Below are 22,246 nucleotides of genomic sequence, written 5' to 3' on the forward strand. Positions count from 1 at the left end.
ACAGGAAAATTTTTATTTATTATCCCCTATCCAAGGGGAGGCTTTAAACCACAATATTTCGGTAAGAGGTAAGAGGGAAGATGTGGGGAGAAATAATAAAAAAAATTCAACACTCCTTGAGATAATTTTTCCTCATTCTTGATGCACGAAAAGACAAGACTAGCATAATTATATAGATCTCAAATGGGTTCTATAGGGCTAAAGCCCTACTACAAACAAAAAGTTTTTGTTCGCTTATTATTCAGATTTGATATCACGATATCTGACTATTACGAATCACCCAACCCATTAAATTTTGCCATTCAGAAGTTTTAGCCAATTTATCAGCATCTAAATCATCCCCCATATTCTCAGAAAATCCTGTGAAACTCTCAATCCAATTAATCACCGTTCCCACAGGTAAATAGGGGGAATATTTCCAAGACTTTTGTAAATACTCCACCATCTCAGAATAAAAACCTGTATAGTACAAATACCAAGAACTCCAAACCAAAGTATTGTAACGCACCTGCTTTTCCAATAACCTAACCCCCAAAGGTAGAGACTCAGAGGTAAAAAACTTATCCAAAACCCGATTAATAGATCGCGCCTGAGAAACTCCATCCCGCATAGTATTCCGATCGTGCTGACGATAACAAACAGTAGACTGTCGTAACCAATCAGCCTCACAACCCTGCAAAGCCAAACGCAATAACAAGTCTACATCCTCCGCTTGACCTAATCCTGCTTCAAAACTCCCCACCTGTTTTAACCAATGTCGCCGAAACATCAAAGTACCCATTGTGCCAATTGGTTTCCACCGCAACCATCCTTCCAAATCTAACTTAGGCACATAATTCCAAGGTGTCTCATCCTTAATAGTATCACCCTGCTGATTCACTCTGCGCCATCCACTGTGAACAATTCCTAAATTTGGTTGGGCGTCAAATACTCCCACTTGAGCAGTCAGTTTATCCGGTAAGAAAAAATCATCTGCATCCAAAAAAGCGATTAATTCTCCCCGCGCCAAATCAATACCATGATTCCGAGCAGCTGAAACCCCTTGATTTTCTTGATATACATAATTGATCGTCTCAATATAAGGTTGCAGCGCCAAACGGGTATTGTCTGTAGAGCCATCATCAATCACAATGATTTCATAAGATTGATAGGTTTGGGCTAAAATGCTTTCTATCGCTTGACTAATATAGCGATCGCAATTGTATACGGGTATAATCACACTCACCCGTGGAGTTGTAGCAGTAGTTGACATCAAAATTATTCCTGATGAATATCAATATGTTTATAGGTATTTTACTGATTTAGGTTTTTAGTAGTCTATCCTTTACTTATATCCTACTTAGTAACCTCACATTCAGAATAATAATCTATAAATATATACTGCTACGCAGAAGGCAATCAGATAAAAGTCGATCGCAAAAGATTTTCAGCTTTTACCAATTTCCTAAAATATTTGCCGAGTGCTATGCCTAATTTTTTCCAATGCAACTATCTATGTATAGATTTAGACTTGCCTAATGTAGAGGAGCAAAAAAATAAAGAGTCCCTAATTGCTTTCCAGTATAACTGATAAAATTTATCAGTATCTACTGAGGGACTCAAAGTTTCTATAATACGTTGTCCTACCAGAGAGAAGAACACCATAAGCAATGTGATTATTATTATGAACCTAATGAAAAAACTTGTCAATACTTTTTTGAGATTTTACTAAAAAAATTTGCATTAATAATGCTTATTACCAACATAAACAAGTTATGTTGCTAAAATTTAGTTATTTTTTAAGGTTTTGCTGAGTTGTGTTGCAAAAATTAATGATAAAAAATCTCAAAATATACTTGACAAAATCAGAAATTTATTGAATATTAGTTGCAATAAGTATGTAATATACTTTCACTTACAAGGCCAATATCTATGACAACTGTCATTATGATTTAATCTTTTCCAGAAAAATCAAAAACTATTGATTTGTGGACTTGTAATGGACTTTTAAACCTGAAGGCAAAAAAATGACCACTACAAATTAGTGGCCAAAGATATGTATTTTGATTGAAAATATGATACCACAATTAGCGACCAAAGAAAAATCTTCCACTCATTTCAACAATACAGAATAAGGACTGAGTATCAAGTTGATGCTAAGATGAGCGATCGCATTCTCAAGAGAATCAGCTCACGACTAAAAATTACAGAAAATTAGAATCTATCTTGAGGCAGTTTTATTCCTAATACTGCCATAAATGTTGTCTTTTTTGAGAAAATTTTGCTAATAGTAGCAGTATTTTTTTATATAAAAGTCATCTAATTTTCTGTGATTAAAAATAGATAATTTTGGCAAAATTATCAGTCTTACTAACCTAATTTTTGATAATTTAATCTCTATAAAATAGAGACAAAAAATAGCGCAAAAGCCATCTTTACTGTAATTGCTGAGACATTAGCAATTGTAAATTATATTGTCTATAATCAGATTAATAATCTCTTAATTGTTTTTCTATATCTTTTCAAAAAAAAGTAATTAATCATACAGTTTTTCTGATTTATTTCAACAATTATGTTGAGTATAGGCAGTTACTAATTAATGTATAAAAATTAGTATGTACTGTTTTGAAAAACTATTGACCATAATTCAAAGAGGTAAAACTTCATGCAAACTTATGGTACTCCAGAAGTTAAATACGATTGGTGGGCTGGAAATGCCCGCTTCGCTAAACTATCTGGTTTATTCATATCTGCTCATGCAGGTCAAGCAGCTCTAATTACTTTTTGGGCTGGAGCATTTACTCTGTTTGAAATATCTCAATATTCCCCCGATTTACCCATGGGAGAACAGGGTTTAATCTTACTTCCTCACCTAGCAACTTTAGGTTTAGGAATTGGAAAAGGTGGAGCAGTTGTAGATACTTATCCCTATTTTGTAATTGGTGTTGTACATCTAATTTCATCAGCAGTATTAGGTGCAGGAGCGCTTTTTCACACCTTTAAAGCTCCAGAAAGTTTAAAAGATGCAACAGGTGGAGCGAAGAACTTTCACTTTGAATGGGATGACCCTAAAAAACTCGGTATTATCTTAGGTCATCACCTACTTTTCTTAGGATTTGGTGCTTTATTATTAGTAGCCAAAGCTATGTATTTTGGTGGGCTTTATGATGCGACAACTCAAACAGTTCATGTAGTAACAAATCCCACTCTTGATCCATTAGTAATATATGGATATCAAACTCATTTTGCCACTATTAGTAGTTTAGAAGACTTAGTTGGAGGTCACATTTATGTGGGATTTCTTCTAGTTTTAGGTGGCATTTGGCACATTATTAAGGAACCTCTTCCTTGGGCGAAGCGGGTTCTCATATTCTCTGGTGAAGCAATTCTTTCTTACTCTCTAGGTGGAATTGCTCTAGCAGCATTTGTTGCAGCTTATTTCTGTGCCGTTAATACTTTAGCTTATCCTGTAGAGTTTTACGGTCCAGTTTTGGATATTAAGTTGGGAATTACTCCTTATTTTGCGGACAGTGTAGAGTTGCCTTTAGGTATTCATACTGCTCGTTGTTGGTTGGCAAATTCTCATTTCTTCTTAGGATTCTTCTTCTTACAAGGTCATCTCTGGCACGCTCTGCGAGCTATGGGTTTTGACTTTAAGCGTGTTGAAAATGCTTTAAATAGTGTAGCAGAAGAATCTTAATCTGATAAGTGTTTGAGAGTTGGAATTTTTGAATCTGATTTCTGAGATTCCAACTCTCAATCTATATCTCTGGAAGGGTTATACTAGAAAGCCTGTAGCCAATCTGTTGGCAAGTGATTCGGGAAGCGAAAAATTGCTATAACTAAGAAATTTTGCTTTAGGGCTTGACAACCGAACTGTAGTTGTGAGTAAATATAAATAGTAAATAGAAATCTTTCGCATTTATCTTGAGGAGAATACTGTAGGATAGGTTAAATGAAAGCACAACCTAAAAGATTCGACATCTCCAGAAACGAAATTTTAGCCTAAGAATTACAAGGTTTTGAGATTAATTTCAGAGAAGTTTATTATGTATCGCTTTTTAGTTTTTGCTGCTTTACCTAAACCATATCATTAATCAACAGGAGATAAAATTATATTGAGTTTTATTTTGCTAGCTTATTGAAAATTTTTATCAAATTTTCCCTAGGGTATAAATTAATAGATTTTGAGCGCAGCAGTTAGATATCACTTCAGACAAAAATTAAAATTTAAGCATAACTATTTTTTGCTAGATAGCCTTTAACTTGATTATAGCTACTACTTAATCAAAGAATAAACAATTTAAAATTCTCAAATAATATCTGAAAAATCATTAATATCTATCTAACAAATTTTAAAATAGATAAAATATGATAGTAACATTTTTTTATTTGATAAATCACGTATAGGAAATCGAAAAAAATGACAGATTCAAAAAAACTAGCTTCATCGAAAATAAAACGATATGAAAACAACTGCGATCGCAAATATTTTTTCAAGGATTTAGAAGCAGAAAATAGTTATCAAAGTCAAACAATAATTACAAACAAAAATATGAACAAACTACACAGTGATTGGTCTGGTTATTGTGATGAATTAGACTATGACTAAGTTCTAATTCAAGAGTTTGAAAAGTTCTCAAACCAATATCTAAAGTATAAGAAAAAAAACTACTACTACGGAGGTAAAAATGTCAAAAATCGGTCTTTTTGTTGGTAGCACAACAGGTAAAACTGAAGAAGCTGCAGAAATTATTCAGAAAGAATTTGGTGGTGACGGAGTAGTTACTATCCATAATATGACTGATGTAAGTCCTGAAGATTTTAATGGTTATCAAAATTTAATTATTGCCAGTCCTACCTGGAATATTGGTGAACTACAAAGTGACTGGGAAGGTTTCTTTGATGAACTAGATAATATTGATTTCAACGGCAAAAAAGTTGCCTATTTTGGTACAGGAGACCAAATAGGATATGCTGATAATTTTCAAGATGCCATGGGTATGTTGGAGGAAAAAATCTCTAGTTTAGGAGGTACTACTGTTGGACATTGGTCTACAGATGGTTATGATTTTACTGAATCCAAAGCAGTTAAAAATGGCAAGTTTATAGGGTTAGCCCTAGATGAAGATAATCAAGCCGAATTAACAGAAGAACGGATTAAAACATGGGTAGGACAAGTGAAAACAGATTTTGGAGTTTAGTCTAATTTAATTAACAAAGTTCTCAGATTTTACTAAAGTTAATTAAGTCAAATAAATTCCTTTAACTTTCAAATTTTATAATAGAAGGAAGATTTCTGAAAAAACGGAAAGTAATGTTTGAGAAATATCTAGTTGAGACCCAAAAAATAATACTAGAAAACCTCAATATATACTTCTAATTTCAGATACTTCCTTCTCCCAAAATTATCATCTACTCAAAGGTACTATTTATTTATTAGTATCTTAATAACTTAGGAGAATGAAGAGCAATGTCTAAAATTCCAGATGTATTGTGGTTAAATACCAGCCCTAGTCTACAAATTTTTAATCAGCGATTAATTCGTTACTTATCTAGAAAAGTTTTAATTGCAGAATGGGATTATTTGCAAACTCCCGACGATCCTTGTGTTCCAGATATAGCTGTAACTTTACTTCATGATTATCTCAAATCTATAAATAAACCTATTCATCTTATTGGTCATAGTACAAGTGGATTAGTAGGATTAATGTATGCTCGTAAATATCCAGAAAGAGTGAAATCTTTAACCTTATTATCTGTAGGTGTTCATCCCACAGTTGATTGGCAAGCACATTATTATGTACATCGCCATCTTTTACCTTGTAGTCGTGAAATAAGTTTGGCTAATATGGTAAAAAGTTTATTTGGCGAGCAAGATAGAAAAATTACTCAAAATTTAGTCAGGATATTGGAGAGAGATTTAGATTTATCTCCATCTCCTCATTCATTATTAAAACGCCAAAGTATGATTCCGAGAGAAGTTCCTGTACCTTTAATGGTATGTGGTAGCCATGATGATGTAATTATCGATCCTAATTTAATTCAAGGATGGCAACCATTTTTAAAACCAGAAGATCGGATTTGGGAATGTCCTGAAGGTCGTTATTTTTTCCATCATTTTTCACCTCTAAATGTAGCCAAACCACTTCTAGAATTTTGGCAAGAAAATAGCTTAGTTTTATCGGATATCACTCCACAAGTAATAGCAAGTTAAATGTTCTATTGCTGATATTTGCACAGTAGTTAATTAGAATATCATCATTGCTAATTATGGCTTGCTGATTAAGCATAAAAGCATTTACAGATAAAGGCTAAAGTCTTTTTAGTGCTAAAAAAGTGCCAGCTTTTAGGAGGGAATTACTGAAAATGTCAGCATTTTAGCAGACAATAGAGAAAAAAATCTCAGACAATTATTCCTCCTATATCCTCTGTAATTCCCATTATTCCTCACTGTAGGTCGCAAATCTGACGAAGCCCCTACTTCAATGCTCCCCTCATACATCAGACTTTTTCAGCAAATCCTAATTAGTTACTGATTTCAAGCATAAAATAGTGTCTTATTTGACATTATTTTTAACTTATAAACCCTATAACTAATATAGTTAGCGATCGCTTCAGTTTTTGGCTAGTTATACTACTACCTCTAGCTAGGAATTTTTCACCAAGCATTTATTTTATATAGTTGAAACTATGATTAATTTTCTCCCTGAAGAAATACTTCAAAGTCTAGCTCGTACCATTTTTATGATTGGTATGATATCACTAATTATTATAGGTTTACGTAATTTTTATGTAACGTTTCAGTCAGGAATAAGTTATCTTAAACGACTACATCAAATTCCCTGTAGTCGCTGTACATTTTTTACAGGAGACTATCGTTTAAAATGTACTGTACATCCTTACAGCGCACTTACTGAAACAGCAATAAATTGTAGTGACTATGAAACAAATAATAATCTAGCAAAAGCCTTACAAGTATGTGAAGCTAATTCACAATACTCTCATTCCCAAGGTACAAACCCAGCAACTCACAATTAATTTACTCAAAAAAAATTAGCTGAGAAGTAACTGTTGCATAAGAGGCAAAAAAACCTAAATTTGGTAGGGGGTTTGTTCATTAATTGATAATGGATAATGAAAACTATCTCTAATTATCCATTATCGATTGGTAAGCAAACCCCTACGAGACCTATACTACTGGATTTGATATAACTGATAGCTGATGACTGATGAATGTTAGTGCAGCATTCCCCAGGAAATGCTCACAAAAATACAGATTCTGCAACATAAATAGGAGAAGAAAAGTGAGCTTAAATTCAGTAATTACTGCATCCCCTAAATTAAAGTGCCATCAATTTAAACGCCGTCAACTAATGCCATTGACAGATGTATTATTATGGCGAATAGATTCTGGAGTAGTTCGTACTCTAACCAAAAATGAAGAAGAAAATATCATTACTCTAGGATTTTGGGGTCAAGGAGACATTGTTGGTCAACCTTTATTTCCTTTGTATCCTTATCAAGTTGAATGTTTAACTATTGTCGAGGCAAGTATTTTACCAAGGGGTTATTTTTATGCTCAAGAAGTAATGCTTTCTCATATTCAAAGAACTCAAGAACTCTTAAGAATTATTCATTCTAGAAAAATCAAATGGCGACTATTGAGATTATTAAAATGGTTAGCAGATCGATTTGGGAATCAACTGCCAGAAGGGCAAATACTTGATATTCGGTTAACCCATCAAGAAATAGCTGACATTATTAGTACCAGTCGTGTAACAGTAACGCGACTACTAAATCAGTTTGAACAGGAAAATAAAATTGGGTGGTCACACAGTAACTGTTTAATTCTTTTTAATCACTAAAAAGACAATTGGTCAACTCTTGCAATACTTTTAATCCTTTCCTCGAACCTCGAATAAGTTGCAAACCAGCAAGTGGTTGTCGAAACATAGCGATCGCTAATGGTAAGGATCGTAAATTTCCAGATGATGTTATAGCAGAAGAGAGATCGGGAAGGTCATAGTAACTGTCATCGCTGACTACTCTCACCATCGCCACAGAAACAGAAAGATTAGCAAAGAAATTGAGAATAGCAAAACCTTCCATATCTACTACTTGTGCACCAGTATTTTTTCCCAGTAGTTGTTTTTCCTCCGCCTTGTAGATGAAGCGATCGCTAGTTAAGCTTCTAACTAGAGATGCTTTTCCTTGTAAATGTGTTTGCAATTCGCTAGTCAAAACATCATTGCACTTTTGCCGAAGTAACTGAGACTCATCAAATAAAACACACTCATCATAAATAACCACATCTCCAGGTTGATATTGACTAGAGAGACTACCGCATAATCCCATTACCAATACTCTTGATGGTTGCTGAGAGCAAAAATCCTGTTTTTCTTGCCATTGATGCAAATACCGAGTCACAGATGTAAAACCAATTGGTAGAGGTAATAATTTTGGAGCTACAGATAACCTACAGCTAAGACCTCGCTTCACAGACTTAAATTCTGGCCCTTGGACAACTAAAATTGTATCAATCATTTCCATTAGATTTCAAGAATTAAGAATTTAGAATTTAGAATTTAGAATTACCTCTCATTGAAAATAAGAGGATTGACGAACAGGAAAATTTTTATTTATTATCCCCTATCCAAGGGGAGGCTTTAAACCACAATATTTCGGTAAAAGTTTAAAATAATTCTAAGGTTTTGGCTATGTTAGTAACATATCTGAGAATTAGTTAGAAATATAAGTAATGGCATTGGTAAATCAAAAGATGAAATTTGTCTTGGCAACTCCTTCCTGGTTGTCCTCACCGGGGTTGGCACAGGGGAGTTACCCCAAAAGATAAATCATCCCATTAATTACCAATATCTAAGTAACAAAACAAGAAAGGATCATTTATAAATGTCAACATCTTATATATTTAGTGATGCTCAAAATATTAAAGAATTAGAGCGACTACAGGCGATCGAACAAATTTTTGACCCCAAAACTCGCCAACGAATTTTAACAACCGGAATTACGAACAAATGGCAATGTTTGGAAGTGGGAGCAGGAGCAGGATCTATCGCCCAATGGTTAGCAACAATTGTTGGAGAAAGTGGAAAAGTGGTGGCAGTGGATATAGATACTCGTTTTTTAGCGAATGTTCAATCATCGAATCTTGAGGTATTACAAGCAGATGTTCGCCATCTTGCCCTCGAAAATCAATCCTTTGACTTAATCCATGTACGTTACCTACTTATCCATATCCTAGACTTTGAAGTTGCCTTATCAAAGATGTTAGATTTGCTCAAACCTGGTGGATGGATAGTGATTGAAGAACCAGATTTTTCTGCAGCTAAAGCTGTTGTGGGAGATAATAGAATGTGTCAATCTTTCAATCAAGTTAATCTTGCTATTGAGCAGATGTTTGCAGATAAAGGAATGGATTACGCTTTAGGGAGGAAGTTGCCAGAGATATTTCAGAAGTATGACTGGCAAAAGTTATCCCTAGAAAATGATACTCCTATTTCTGCTGGAGGATCGGGAATAGCCAAAATGATGAAAATGTCTACAATGCAGCTTGCACAAAAATATATTGCAACTGGTAAAGCAACCCAGTCTGACATTGAAAACTTTTATTTGTTTGCAGATGACTCCAATTCATCAGCTATTTATTATGCCACAGTAGGAGTTATTGCTCAAAAATCTGATGTCATATCAAATCCGGTAGCATTGGTTTAATTAGACAAAGAGTGTGGGGAGGGTGGGAAGTGTCGGAAGTGCGGAGAGATGGGGAGCATTGACTTAATCAAAGAATAACGATATAATACGTTATAAACTGTACTATTAGACAGATTGTGTTTGCTGCGCACATGAAACACAAATAAATGAAATGAAATCCATTAGAACCAAGCTCAAACTGAATAACCAGCAAAAAACTCTGATGGCTCAACACGCGGGGTATAGCAGATGGTGCTATAACTGGGGTTTAAGTTTGTGGAATGCTGCTTACAGAGATGGTTACAAGCCTAATGCTCGAAAGTTAAGAGAGGTTTTTACCAATCACACAAAACCACTTTACCCTTGGATGAAAAACTTGTCATCAAGGGTCTATCAATATGCTTTCATCAATTTAGGTGAAGCATTTAAGAGGTTCTTTAAAGGGTTGGGTAAGCGTCCAAGGTTTAAGAAGAAAGGTAAACATGATTCCTTCACAATTGATAATTGTGGAAAACCAATAGAACTAAACGGATGGAGCCACAAATTACCTTTTATTGGTATTGTCAAAACTTATGAACCCATTGAGGCAACAACTAAAAAAATCACCATTAGTAGACAAGCAGGTGATTGGTATTTGAGCTGTAGCCATGAATTTCAGGCCATAACCACACCAAAAAAAACTGATGTTATCGGTGTAGATTTAGGTGTGAAAACCTTAGCAACTTTAAGTGATGGAAAGGTATTCAAAAGTGTAAAATCCTATCAGAGTATGACAGCTAAGTTATCTCGGCTGCAATACCTACATCGTCATAAAAAGGTTGGCTCTGCTAACTGGAGGGAAGCACAACTGAAGATAGCCAAGTTGCATAGAAAAGTAGCCAACATCCGCAAAGACGCACTTCATAAATTGACAACATACTTAGCCAAAAACCACGGCAGTATTGTCATAGAAGATTTAAATGTCAGCGGAATGTTACGCAATCATAAGCTAGCGAAATCTATAGCCGACCAAGGATTTTATGAGTTTAGGCGACAGCTAGAATATAAGTGTCAATGGTACGGATCTGAGTTGGTAGTCATTGATAGATTCTTTCCATCATCAAAAACTTGCTCAAACTGCGGTCATGTCCAAGATATGCCGTTAAATGTAAGGACTTATGACTGCCCTGAGTGTGGCTTGTCAATAGACAGAGATTTAAACGCTAGTATTAATTTGAGAGATGCGGTCGGCTTGACCGTCAATGCTTGTGGATGAGTAGCCGCCGACGGTCTCAGTTGAAGCAGGAAGTAAACAGTAAAATGTCATGTTATGACGTTTTATATCGGTTTTATGAAGCAGTAGCAAATAGGTATGAAAAACTGATTTCCATACATTGTCGGTCGTGTTGTTTCCACGGTAGGATGGAAACAAGCTGGTTTCCCACTTACCGAATTTTTATGATTAAATTAATATAGGGTTTGCTGATTAAGTCTAAAAGCATTTACAGGTAAAGATTTTACCCTTTTTTATACTAAAAAAATGCCAGCAGAGGTCAGTTTGATGCTTAAATAATATTATACTTTAATAATCCTATCAATTCAATCTAATTGTAGGGGAGTCCATGGAACTTTCCTACTTTTTCTGCTGTTCAGGTAATTTAGTGATGCCTGATGTTATGAAAATAATTAAACTACAAATTACCACTATCGGTACTACTGGCAAAAATCCTAAAGCGAAACTTTTAGGAATAATACCTACCTGAAAACCAATAACTGCTATCTCACCAAAAATAATCGAAATCATACAACTCAGAGGTGAAATATTTTTGCCATATAAAGCAGCAATAACTGTAGGAAATAATACTGCTAAACCAGTAAAAGCTTGAGTAGCGATCGCTGCAATTGTCGCCGGAGGATTTGCTGCTAAAATTAGACCAATTATTGCTAAAATAACGATTAAAATTTTGCCGACAAAAGTTTGTTCTTTTAGGGAAGCTTGGGGGCGAATATAAACAATATAAATATCCCTAGTCATCATAGAACTTAATGCTAAAAGTTGAGAATCAAGGGTTGACATGAAGGCTGCCAATGCTCCTACCATTACTAATGAAGCAATGCCAGTTGAGGTATATTCAGCTAACATCATGGGAAAAATTCTATCTGCTTCTTTTCCCACTAAATCGGGAAAATTAATATGACCCCACATTCCAATTAAAACCGGACAAATAAACATTGTGCAAGTAATTAATGGATATAAACTAGCAGAAAGTTTGAGTGAATTAGCACTTTTCGGAGTATAAAAACGCATAAACATTTGGGGAAACATCGGCACACTTAAACCCCAAAGCAACATATAACTAAACCATTTGTGGGGAGTGAAAAAGTTATTCATGCCAGAACGAGAAAAAAGGTCTGGTTTGAGTTGATAAACAGTTTGATTAGCTTCATCAAAGCCACCGATATTTTGGGAGATAGCAACTACTGCAACTATCATTAAAACAAACATTAATACCCCTTGCAAAACATCGGTTAAGGCTACACTTTTCATTCCCCCCACAAACACATATAAAACAATGATGAAAGTCAAAAAAGCTGCTCCCCAAAAATAGGGAATTTGCCCATTAGTTAAATTTTCTATCATATAACCGCCACCGATTGGTTGTAGGGTTAAATAAGGTATGGTAAAAATTACCATCACGGCTAAAAATAGTAGTTTAAGTGGTTGACTGGGGAGACGATTTTCGATTAATTCTGAAGGAGTAATTAAACCTTTTTCTTTACCGAAAAGCCAAACTTTATAACCGATGAAATAAAATGTAATTCCGACTAAGGCAGTACCAAATCCTATCATTGGATAAAAACTGATGCCAATTCGATAACCAGCACCAGAAAGTCCGAGAAAAGCAAAGGCACTAAAATTTGTGGCAATAAGAGTAAAAAATAGAACTACAGAGCCGATTTTTCTATCTGCTAGAAAGTAATCTTCTGGTGTATTTTGTTGGCTACGATAACCAATAATTCCAACGATTAAAGTAGAGAGTAAATATGCACCAATAAACAAGTAAGGAATTAGGTTTTCGACCATGATTAATTTTCCTCTTCAGTTTCAGATTTCCAGAAAGTTTGAGAGAAAATAAAAATAGCACAGGCGAGGATAATTTGCAAACCAATAAAATAGAAAACCCAGGGTGGGAGATGGAGAAAGGAAAAAGAAATAGTTTGTTTCCATGACCAAAAGTCTAGGGAAAGTAGGAAAATTATGGTAAAGCAGAAACACCAGAAATAGGCAGATTTGAAAATGTTGAAGTTGTTCATATTTTAATTAGGGAGTAGGGAGTAGGGAATAGGGAAGACAGGAGTTAGCAAATAGTTATGATTTCCTTTATCCTGAAGATTTTAGGACTGACCTATTATATTACTATTTTGCCATATATATTATAAGGGACCTTGGATACAAGGTCCCTATAACTTTTTAATTTATCTGAAAATTGTATTAATTAGTATAAGGATTGGGCTTAATATCAGGAATTTCAAAATTACATTCTCTCAATACATCTTTTAATTGTGGTGAAATCGCATTCTTAAATATCATAAAAACTAGCAATGGATTAATATGAGGATCGTGATTTTTGTACCACTCATCAACTGCCTTTTCAAAATCTGGTTTTGATTGCTGAAATTTATCTCCATATTTAACAGAGCATCGCATTAATCTTCCTGCAAGTTCCATAGGTGTTGGTCTTGTTTCTTTTGTCGCCCACTTTTCTGGAAATTCTTGTTTAAAACAAAGACAATTCAAAATATAATTAACGTTGGGTGAATATCCATAAGCAACGTGATTAAATCCTAAACAAGCTGCACATTGAATTAGCTCTTTGAGTGTAAATTGATATTTATAATTACCTGATGATTCGTACTGTTCTTTGCCTATTTTATAGCAATGATCGCCATTTGGTTCGACTAAAATAATCCCTTTTCTGGCAACTCTCAACATCTCATAAATACACAAGTATGGTCTCGGTAAATGATGCAAAGATTCTTTAATAAAACAGTAATCAACGGAATTATCTGCAAATGATAAATTTTCGGCATCTTCTTTGGCAAAATCATCAATTAAGTTTCTTTTTTTGGCAACTTCTAGCATTTCTGTAGCAATATCAGTGGCGATTGCTTTATTGCCAAATTTTTTAGCAATTTGTGCCTCATGTCCACCCTTACCATCCCCTATAGTAACAATTTCACTAGGTGCTATGTGTTGAAAAAACTTCTCTAGTTTATGAAGAGGATAGTTTCTCGACCAACTATGTGAATTTTCTACATCTAAATAAGTACAACTCTTATCATCTTCCACAATTTTTTTAAAGGAATTACTGTGGCTAGATTCTTGTTTTATTTTTATGTTTTCGTAATTGTTCATTGTCTACAATATTCTTTAGCTTTTTCAAAATTCAAGAACTCTCAAAACGTAAGCATTCAGCTATTAGCACTCAGCAATAAGCTTTTGTTTCTGTGAAGTAATTAAACATATTGACTATAGAGAGTTAAGGTTTTATATGTTCTTTAAATCATACTTCAGTAAGAATTTTAGTGTTTCAATATTGTCATCTAACTTCCTATATATCTGAAGCTAATTTCTGACGGCTGAATGCTTACTTCAAAACATGGGAATTTTTTGTCTAGCAAAAAATTCCCTGTTGATTTAATTCAAATTAAAATCAACTTTATCCAAAATATCTGGGATATTTGAATTTGACTGAATTGGTACCCATTTTCCAGAAGAATAATTGTTTCTTTGCCCCCACTTTAATGCTTGCTGAGAGAAAGTAGACAAGGGAGCTATTAGGATATTAGATGTAGATAAAAGTAAGAAATCTCTAATTTCATCTGATAGCTGATTATCTGAATAAAGCAACTGATTATTTTTTAGTAACTGTTGATTTGACTCCGATATTTCAAACTCTCCATTGTGAGCAATGAAAACATTAACATCTGTATTTTCAAACTTCTTAAATATCGAACTTATAAGCTCGTTATAAAATGCAGAATCTTTATAATATCGACCTCCTTGCCAATTTTTATAATCACCTTGACGAATATGTATGCCAATATTGTTAGTATTTTGATTTAGTGATTTTTTGGCAAAGTCAATTGATGCTTTTGACGGTCGTAAATATAAATTTTCATTGCAATGTCCATCAGGAAATTTGAAAGGATAAGGGTCGTTTACAATGACTAATTTGTGTTTTTTAAAGAACTCAACTAAATCGGTTGGTATCTCAGACCAATTAGTATTCCCATTAGGATCTATATACGCAAGAATTTCAGGTATTATTGAAGAAGCAAAGGCAAAATCACTTACAGAATCTTTCTCTTTTACCTCATTCATACTTTGAACAATTCGTCCTAAAAATCCTCTAAACTTTTCTGACTGATAAAAGATTGATTCTTCCCAGTTTAAAGGCATACTAAATACATCACTAGAATCATCACATAATTCCCCTAGTATTTGTTCTGCATTTGGCAACCAAAAGGTAAAATCATGTCTTTTACACCAATTAATTGCTTGTTCTACCCAAACTAAGGTATTACCAAGGCGTAAATTATTACCTCCTTGACGAAAACAAATAATAGTATTCATAATGCGTAATCACCCGGTATACAACAAAGAACATCATAAGGTATATGTCCATCAATTCTTTTTAAAACATAAGATGGATTAATTTCCCAAATTAATCTGTACATTTCATTTAAGTTAACAGACCAACCAGCACTTCTATTTTCAATTAAACGCATATCATCAATTAAGATAATATCTTTTTTTTCTTTTCTAGTAGCTAATATTTGTTCTAGCTCTGCAACAATGGGGCAACGTTCTGAACCTTCGCCACCACCATTCATGCTTTGTATATGTGCATCAAGCCAAAATGTTATATTACTACTTACTTCTTGGATAGTTGGTTTCAAAACAAATCCTGAATCACCATGGATAATTTGAACTTTTTTATGTTCAATTTCTTTCTCAAATCTCACAGAATTTTCTTCAACAAGAGGTGCGAAAACTTCAAGAGTTAATATTTTATCAAACCCTGCATTTAAGGCTGCTTTTACACCTCCACCATGAAAGGTTCCTGTTTCTACAAAAACCGGGTTAATAAATTGTTTCAAATCAAATTTCATAGACATAGAGTATGCTCCAAAATATTGTTAATTAATTATCTTCAGTAAACAAAGAAAATCAGATAACTGAATCAAGTAACTTCTGCTAGAAAATAACTGGCATTAATTACCAAAAATTTCTTGAAAATCTGGTTTATAAGACTTCCTAAGTTTATGGAAAAAATTTGCCTGAAAATAATTAAATGGATCTACATCAACCACACCGAAACGCTTAAAAATATCATCTAAAACATTAACAAATTTTTCTCTGTATTCTTGTGCTTTTTCGATATGCTTCTCTCTAATGCGCTGTGGATCGCGTGGATTCCGGACAAATTCTTCTACTGCTAAAGCAACTGCATCTGGCGTTGGTTCACAAATAATTGAGTTATATTCGTCATACCAAACATGGCGTCCTCCTTTTGAGGGTGTAGAAACAACAGGTACTCCAGATAAAAGATATTCACTGGAGGCAAAACAAGCACCTTCAGTTTCAGATAAAATTAAACCACAGTAAGCTTGATTAATTTTTTCACATACTTCTTCTGATGATAATTGGCGATCGTTCAAATATTTATGAGGAGGAATTTCTGAGGCAGTATTTCCGTGATTATTTCCTGCTACAAGTGCTAATTGAGATACTTTAGAAGCAAGAAAATGTCTTTTAAATGCACTGCGACGACCTACATAAATAGCATTATAAATTTTATCGAGATTCAGTGGTTGCATAACTAAGTTTTCGTCAATCCAAGCATTCTGATTAATCACCTCTCCTTGAAAACCTTTTGCTGCAAAATTTTCCATTTCTAGAGGGCAATTGTACAGAAAGAAGAATTGGGTTTTATCTAAGTTCAGCAGGGAAAAAATTTTATCAGCTTCTTTAGCAAAAGAAGGGCTATGATACCAACCACAATAAACGAAAAAAAAGTCTGTTTCCCGAAAATGTTGATGCCATTCAGACATCCATTTCCAATTGTGTTGGATGTTTTCTATAATAAAAATCCTGCATTTTTGACTCTCGTAATACACCCTGAATGGGAAGGCTGGATTAGGCCAAGTATAGGAGGGTTTAAAGTCATGTTTACCGATATTTTGAGTTTCTGAATTTACGACTTTCATAGAGTTTTTTTTGCCTCCAATTATGTTAACTAGCTATTAGTTTCTAGAGTTTTTGTTTGTAGTTGGGCTTTAGCCCGAATATAATGATTGCAAGGGCTAAAGCCCAACTACGAGCCAATTATGCTCCTGACCACTATTCAATTTCAAACAAAAAGAGATTTGACAAAATCAATGTGTTCATTTTTCCTCATTTTGTTATAAAAATTATTTTGGAAATAGCTTGATGCTTCGACATCAACTCCAAAGCACTTAAAAACATCAGCTACTACCTGAATAAACTTTTCTCTGTACTCTTTTGCTTGCTCTATATGTTGCTGACGAATGCGTTGTGCATCAGGAGGGTTTTGCACAAATTTTTCTACTGCAGATGCAACTGCTTCTGGCGTTGCCTCGCAAATAATGGAGTTATGTTCGTTATACCAAACGTCACGTCCTCCCAAGGAAGATGTGGATACGACTGGTATGCCACACAATAGATATTCGCTGGAAGTTTGACAAGCTCCTTCTTCTGCGGATAAAACTAAACCACAATGAGATTGATTGATTTCTTCCCACATTTCTGTTGGCGATAGTTGTTGCTCATTGAGATATTTGTATGGAGGTGTATCAGTAAAAGCTTTTCCATGATTAGCTTTTGTTACTAATGCTAATGGGGAAACTTGAGCTGCCAGTTGAGGGCGTTTAGATTTCTTGTTAAAGTCTACATAAATGCCATCGTATATTTTCTCCTTCCCAAGATGCTGCACGATCGCCTTCTCATCAAGCCAGGCATTTTGGTTAATGACATCGCCTTGAAAACCTTTTTCTGCAAAATTTTCCATTTCCAAAGGGGAATTATACATGAAGAAAAATTGTTTCTTATCTAATTTAAGTACGGAAAAAATTGCCTCTGCTTCATCAGCAAAAGTTGGACTTTGATACCAACCTGTCATCACGAAGAAGAAATCTGTTTTGCGGAAACGTTCGTGACATTCTGCCATCCATTTCCAGTTATGCTGAATATTTTCGATGATGAAAATTCGGCAGTTGGGGCTATCATAATATAATCTGAATGGGAATGTTGGGTTCGGCCAAGTATAGGATGGTTTGAAGTCTTCTTTAGTTAATTTCTTAGTTGCTAACAAATTAGCTACTTTCTTTAAACCTTTGGATGCTTTGTTTTTGGGTTTGGTTGCTCCCAGATCGCCTGACGCATATTGGAAAAATAATTTCGTGATGTCATATACAAAGCAGTCTCCTCCGTATCTCATCCACAGTTGTTTGAGTGCTTCACGTTTTTTGTGGAGGAGTGCATCGTCTTTTTGTATTTCTGTCAAGCGATCGGGTAGCGCTTTGATATCTTCTAATTTTTCCGAACAAGTAACTGTTGCTGCATCCCAGAGTGCGCGATCGCCAGGGGGTAAGTAAGTGTCAGCTAAAACAACTGGTATCGCTCCCAAACCAATAGCTTCCCAGAGACGAATTGAATTTGGACCAGATCCCGATGGGCAAAGGGCGAATACACTTTCCTGCATCACTTGTGTAAATTCTTCTGATGCCGAGTTATCTACAAGACCATCAGTTTTTTCCACCTTTTTGAGAATTTGATGATCGTAGACAATTTTGTTGTAATGCCATTGATTTCTTGCTATTATTAATCCTCGGTTATCATCTGATAAAGTATCAATAATTTTAGTTCTTGAATCTGTCAAATAAGATTTGTTCGGGCGAGTTCCCACAAATGAGTATAAATATTTATTTTCTGTTTCTGTTGCCTCAATATCAATTGCTTGTACGGGATAAAGTGGGAAAGGATGCAATGAAATATGTGGATAAGAAGGGAGAACATTTTCATCTTTTTTTGTATGTGACCAAAAAATGTCAGTAATACCAACTTCGCCAAAAATTTCTTCAAATTCTAACATTCGGATATGTTGACAAACTGTGATAATTTTTTTGTATTTTTTCAGTTCATCTTGAAAGCTATTCAACTTTTCTATTAAGACATTGGCTTCGGTTTTATCTTGACTGTGAAATAGTTTGTCAATCAATGTTGCCCAAGGGAATCCAAAATAAACAACATTTTGCTCAAAGTTATCTTTGGTTAAGAATTTATTTGCCATTTGATAGGCATATTTTTCTGTAATTGCCGGGTACTGCCAATCAGAGTCAAATCCTAAAACATTGTGGATTATTTTCTTTTCCTTAGATTTTTCCTTGTCGCTATTTTCTGATTTTTTACTTTCTTCCTTTTGATTCTTTTTATTCAAAGAATCCCATGTTTTATTGATTTGTAATCCGCTCACATTAGATGAGTTTAATGTCCACAAATCTATTTGTATTTTAGATGGTTCATTAATTACAATACTTGGGTAAACCCATGCTGTACCACCCAAAATGCTTGTATCACCATATTTATCGTAGTATCTTAATTGACTTTCCTGAACGTGGACTGTTTTAATATGATGACATGGGTTATAAACTGGGGCACCATGAATGGCAAATAAGTAAGCAATTTTATTATCGCAGCGAGGCACTCCTAAAGAAATTCTTAGAGAATTTTTAAAGGATGTTGTAAATTTAAAATTTCCAGAAACAGCCCAAACATCTTGTGACCAATGAGGACTTTTGTGTAATGTTTGATTTCCGGCTTCTTTTTCATAACGACTTAAAGCTACAAACCCTTGTGGATCGGCAGCAAATATTTCTCGGATGCGGGCAATAGATTCATCAAAATAGATGTCAGTATTGGCAAGTATTGAAATTTGATTCTGACATTTTTGCTCGGTTAATTCTACCCAGTCAAGATAGGTAGGTCTGGCAGATATTTTGACAATTTCAATCTTGGGACTTTCGACTTCTGGGATATGATCGTCATCTATTACTAGAACAATTTTTTCAATTTCATCACATTCTGTATTTTTTTCCAGACAATAAATTAATTCCTTTTGTCTTTCTGAATGTTTGGCTTTGTAATAAGGTGTAAATAAGATTATTTTTGGTTCTTGAGTAACTGCTTTCTGAGAACTATAAACTTCTCCTTGGAAATCTGCAATTTTCTCTTGTTTAACATCTAATTCTGGAGATGATTCAACATTTTTTGCCCACTTTTGTAATTGCCCCAACGCCTGTCCTAAACGGAACAAAACTTGATTTGACTCCCCAGATAAAAGCATTCCCTGACGATAATATTCTGCTGCTTCCAACCATTGTTCCAATTTACCAAAAGCTTCTGCTAAAGCTAAACAACACTCACCTCCATCGGGGTTTATTTCTAGACTACGACGGTAAAATTCCACTGCCTCTGACCACTCCTGTTGCTCAGACTTAGCGACTCCCAAATAATAATACGCTGCTGCTGAATGGGAAGTCTCAAAGGAGTCAGCAGAATATGCTATCGCCTGTTGGAGATACTCTTGTGCTTCTGACCATTGCTTCAACTTAACTAAGACTGTCCCCAAACCTAGATAAAACTCAGACGTATCTGTTTTGAGCCTTACTGCTTGACGCAAATAACCAACAGCTTCCTCCAACTCACCCTGTTGATGCAAAAGCGCTCCTAACTTGTAGAGATACCAGGGTGCTTGAGAGTTAATAGCTACTGCCTGACGATAAGCAGCGATCGCTTCTGACCATTTCTCTAAGTTAACTAAAACATCTCCTAATTTATAATAACCCCAAGCAAAATCAGGATTCAATTTAACAGCTTGGTCATAAACTTTAGCTGCTTCTGACCATTGCCCTAAGTTAACTAAAACATCCCCTAAATTATTATAAGACCAAGAAAAATCTGGCTTGAATTCTATGGATTTATTATAAGCACCAACCGCAGCTTCTAACTCTTCTTTTTCTTGGAAAAGATTACCTAACTTATGATGCACGTCCCATAATTCAGGTTTAATTTCAACTGCTTTTTTATAAACCTTAATTGCTTCTTCTTTCTTGTCCTTATCTACTAAAGCATCACCTAAATACTGATAAGCATCGGCAAAATTTGGATCTACTGAAATTGCTTTACGGTAAGCATTTATTGCTTGGGAAAGTTGCCCTACTTTTACTAATATTTCTGCTAACTTAAAATAAGATAGAGAAGAGTTTGGGTTTAATTCTATGGCATTGCGGTAAGCTGAAACTGCCTCAGAAAATTTTTCTTGTTTAATTAATATCTGGCCTAAATTATGATGAGCTTGCCATAGATTGGGTTGAATTTCAATTAATTTTTGAGAGAGAGTTACTGCTGCTTCTATCTGGTTTTGGTTGACTAAAATATTGGCTAAAGAGTAGTAAGCTTCTGTAAAATATGGATCGGTTTCAATAGCTGTACGGTAACAAGTAATAGCTTCTTCTAATTTTCCTTGTTTAGCCGAAATTTGCCCTAATCTATAGTGGGTTTTGGCATACTTAGGGTCTTGCATAGTTTGATTTTTTGTATCGGTTTTTGTGTCTATTAGCATAGTAAATTAATTTAATTACGATATTTTTTAGTCATCAAAATACATAGCTTGGCGCAGGCAAAAGGAATAGACAAAAAGGAGGAGATAAAGATGATTAGATAAAGTTAATAACTATAGCACTACGCATTTAGGTTAGGAGATTGCTAAATGCTAAAACACACTCACAGATTGCTTTTGAATTTTGAATGTCAGATGTGCGTCTTACATTCTGTTGGCGTAGCCTTTTCGCAGGAAATGGAGACCTCAGAATTACACACTCGCTTTTAACTTTTGACTTGCCGCTATATCATGCGTTAATACTTTAGGGTGACAACTACTTTATATTTATACTTTGGTATTTTTCCCAAATCCTAAAAATTATTCAAATTTGGTATAAAATACTTATAGTGTTTCTCACTAAGCTAAATCTATCTTTTTTTCTTTCCTATTCCCTCTATTGGTACGCGTTCCCTAAAATCTAGAATTTTGTACCTAACAAGTATAGGAATTGCTATATAACTATTTACCCAAACCTAAAATTAGTTCATTATAGATTTTTCTAGATTTTTTACTTCTATCAGGAATTTTTTTAACTTTTACTTAGCTTAGAATATTTTGCAACTTGGTGAGATACAGTTTAACGTTAATATATTTTCCCTCTTTCCTACTCCCTAATAGCAAAACTTGTAGGGTGCGTTATACGGCTAAATTTAGAGTGTGAAAGGAATTTAATAATCCGTCGTAACGCACTATTTTAGATGTGTCATACCAAATCCAGTGATTATATACTGATTATGGAGTAAGGCAATAAGTAATATCATGTCCCGTTGAACAGTGATAATTAAAGCTCGTAGTAGGGCTTTAGCCCTAAGATAGGTATTTATCGG

16 protein-coding genes are annotated in these 22,246 nt (G+C 34.5%); 8 read left to right on the top strand and 8 right to left on the bottom strand.

Annotation, left to right across the window (positions count from 1 at the left end):
• Positions 1–253: 253 nt before the first annotated feature.
• A complete protein-coding gene (locus ACP6PL_RS00385) occupies positions 254–1,252 on the bottom strand; it encodes a glycosyltransferase family 2 protein (protein ID WP_426541380.1) in 999 nt (332 codons plus the stop codon).
• A 1,392-nt stretch (positions 1,253–2,644) separates the two neighbouring features.
• Here ACP6PL_RS00385 and ACP6PL_RS00390 point away from each other — a divergent pair.
• The 6 genes from ACP6PL_RS00390 to ACP6PL_RS00415 all read left to right on the top strand — a co-directional run bounded on the left by ACP6PL_RS00390 (position 2,645) and on the right by ACP6PL_RS00415 (position 7,847).
• Positions 2,645–3,679 carry a chlorophyll a/b binding light-harvesting protein gene (locus tag ACP6PL_RS00390; RefSeq protein WP_426541382.1) on the top strand — a complete coding sequence of 345 codons (1,035 nt, stop codon included), beginning with the start codon at positions 2,645–2,647 and terminating at the stop codon, positions 3,677–3,679.
• Between the two features lie 723 nt (positions 3,680–4,402).
• The gene (locus tag ACP6PL_RS00395) at positions 4,403–4,591 is read left to right on the top strand and encodes a hypothetical protein (RefSeq protein WP_426541384.1); all 189 of its coding nucleotides are present in this window, start codon (positions 4,403–4,405) and stop codon (positions 4,589–4,591) included.
• A 79-nt stretch (positions 4,592–4,670) separates the two neighbouring features.
• Positions 4,671–5,183 carry a flavodoxin FldA gene (fldA, locus tag ACP6PL_RS00400; protein WP_426541386.1) on the top strand — a complete coding sequence of 171 codons (513 nt, stop codon included), beginning with the start codon at positions 4,671–4,673 and terminating at the stop codon, positions 5,181–5,183.
• A gap of 269 nt (positions 5,184–5,452) precedes the next feature.
• Positions 5,453–6,196, top strand: a complete 744-nt coding sequence (locus ACP6PL_RS00405) for an alpha/beta hydrolase (RefSeq protein WP_426541388.1) — start codon at positions 5,453–5,455, stop codon at positions 6,194–6,196.
• Positions 6,197–6,672: 476 nt separating this feature from the next.
• Positions 6,673–7,020, top strand: a complete 348-nt coding sequence (locus tag ACP6PL_RS00410) for a hypothetical protein (protein ID WP_426541390.1) — start codon at positions 6,673–6,675, stop codon at positions 7,018–7,020.
• A gap of 266 nt (positions 7,021–7,286) precedes the next feature.
• Complete coding sequence (locus tag ACP6PL_RS00415) at positions 7,287–7,847, top strand: Crp/Fnr family transcriptional regulator (RefSeq protein WP_426541392.1); 561 nt, start codon at positions 7,287–7,289, stop codon at positions 7,845–7,847.
• On the opposite strand, the gene ACP6PL_RS00420 is transcribed toward ACP6PL_RS00415, so the two are convergent.
• On the bottom strand, positions 7,837–8,526 hold the full coding sequence (locus ACP6PL_RS00420; protein WP_426541394.1) for a phosphorylase family protein: 690 nt from the start codon (positions 8,524–8,526) through the stop codon (positions 7,837–7,839). The genes ACP6PL_RS00415 and ACP6PL_RS00420 overlap by 11 nt on opposite strands.
• Before the next feature lie 366 nt (positions 8,527–8,892).
• Between ACP6PL_RS00420 and ACP6PL_RS00425 the strand changes: the two genes are divergently transcribed.
• Entirely contained in the window at positions 8,893–9,714 is an 822-nt protein-coding gene (locus tag ACP6PL_RS00425; protein ID WP_426541396.1) for a class I SAM-dependent methyltransferase, read from the top strand.
• Between the two features lie 151 nt (positions 9,715–9,865).
• A complete protein-coding gene (locus ACP6PL_RS00430; protein ID WP_426541398.1) occupies positions 9,866–10,948 on the top strand; it encodes an RNA-guided endonuclease InsQ/TnpB family protein in 1,083 nt (360 codons plus the stop codon).
• 357 nt (positions 10,949–11,305) lie between these two features.
• On the opposite strand, the gene ACP6PL_RS00435 is transcribed toward ACP6PL_RS00430, so the two are convergent.
• From ACP6PL_RS00435 to ACP6PL_RS00460, 6 genes are all read right to left on the bottom strand, one after another.
• Complete coding sequence (locus tag ACP6PL_RS00435) at positions 11,306–12,757, bottom strand: sodium:solute symporter family transporter (protein WP_426541400.1); 1,452 nt, start codon at positions 12,755–12,757, stop codon at positions 11,306–11,308.
• Between the two features lie 408 nt (positions 12,758–13,165).
• The gene (locus tag ACP6PL_RS00440) at positions 13,166–14,089 is read right to left on the bottom strand and encodes a class I SAM-dependent methyltransferase (RefSeq protein ID WP_426541402.1); all 924 of its coding nucleotides are present in this window, start codon (positions 14,087–14,089) and stop codon (positions 13,166–13,168) included.
• Between the two features lie 282 nt (positions 14,090–14,371).
• Entirely contained in the window at positions 14,372–15,310 is a 939-nt protein-coding gene (locus ACP6PL_RS00445; protein ID WP_426541404.1) for an O-fucosyltransferase family protein, read from the bottom strand.
• A complete protein-coding gene (locus ACP6PL_RS00450; protein ID WP_426541406.1) occupies positions 15,307–15,855 on the bottom strand; it encodes a hypothetical protein in 549 nt (182 codons plus the stop codon). Before ACP6PL_RS00450 ends, ACP6PL_RS00445 begins: the two co-directional genes overlap by 4 nt.
• 96 nt (positions 15,856–15,951) lie before the next feature.
• Positions 15,952–16,791: a glycosyltransferase gene (locus tag ACP6PL_RS00455; protein WP_426541408.1), complete on the bottom strand. Its 840-nt coding sequence runs from the start codon at positions 16,789–16,791 to the stop codon at positions 15,952–15,954.
• A 299-nt stretch (positions 16,792–17,090) separates the two neighbouring features.
• On the bottom strand, positions 17,091–21,380 hold the full coding sequence (locus ACP6PL_RS00460) for a tetratricopeptide repeat protein (protein ID WP_426541410.1): 4,290 nt from the start codon (positions 21,378–21,380) through the stop codon (positions 17,091–17,093).
• Between the last annotated feature and the right edge of the window lie 866 nt (positions 21,381–22,246).

The organism is Dapis purpurea BLCC-M126, assembly GCF_050015975.1.
Classification (GTDB): Bacteria; Cyanobacteriota; Cyanobacteriia; order Cyanobacteriales; family Microcoleaceae; genus Trichodesmium.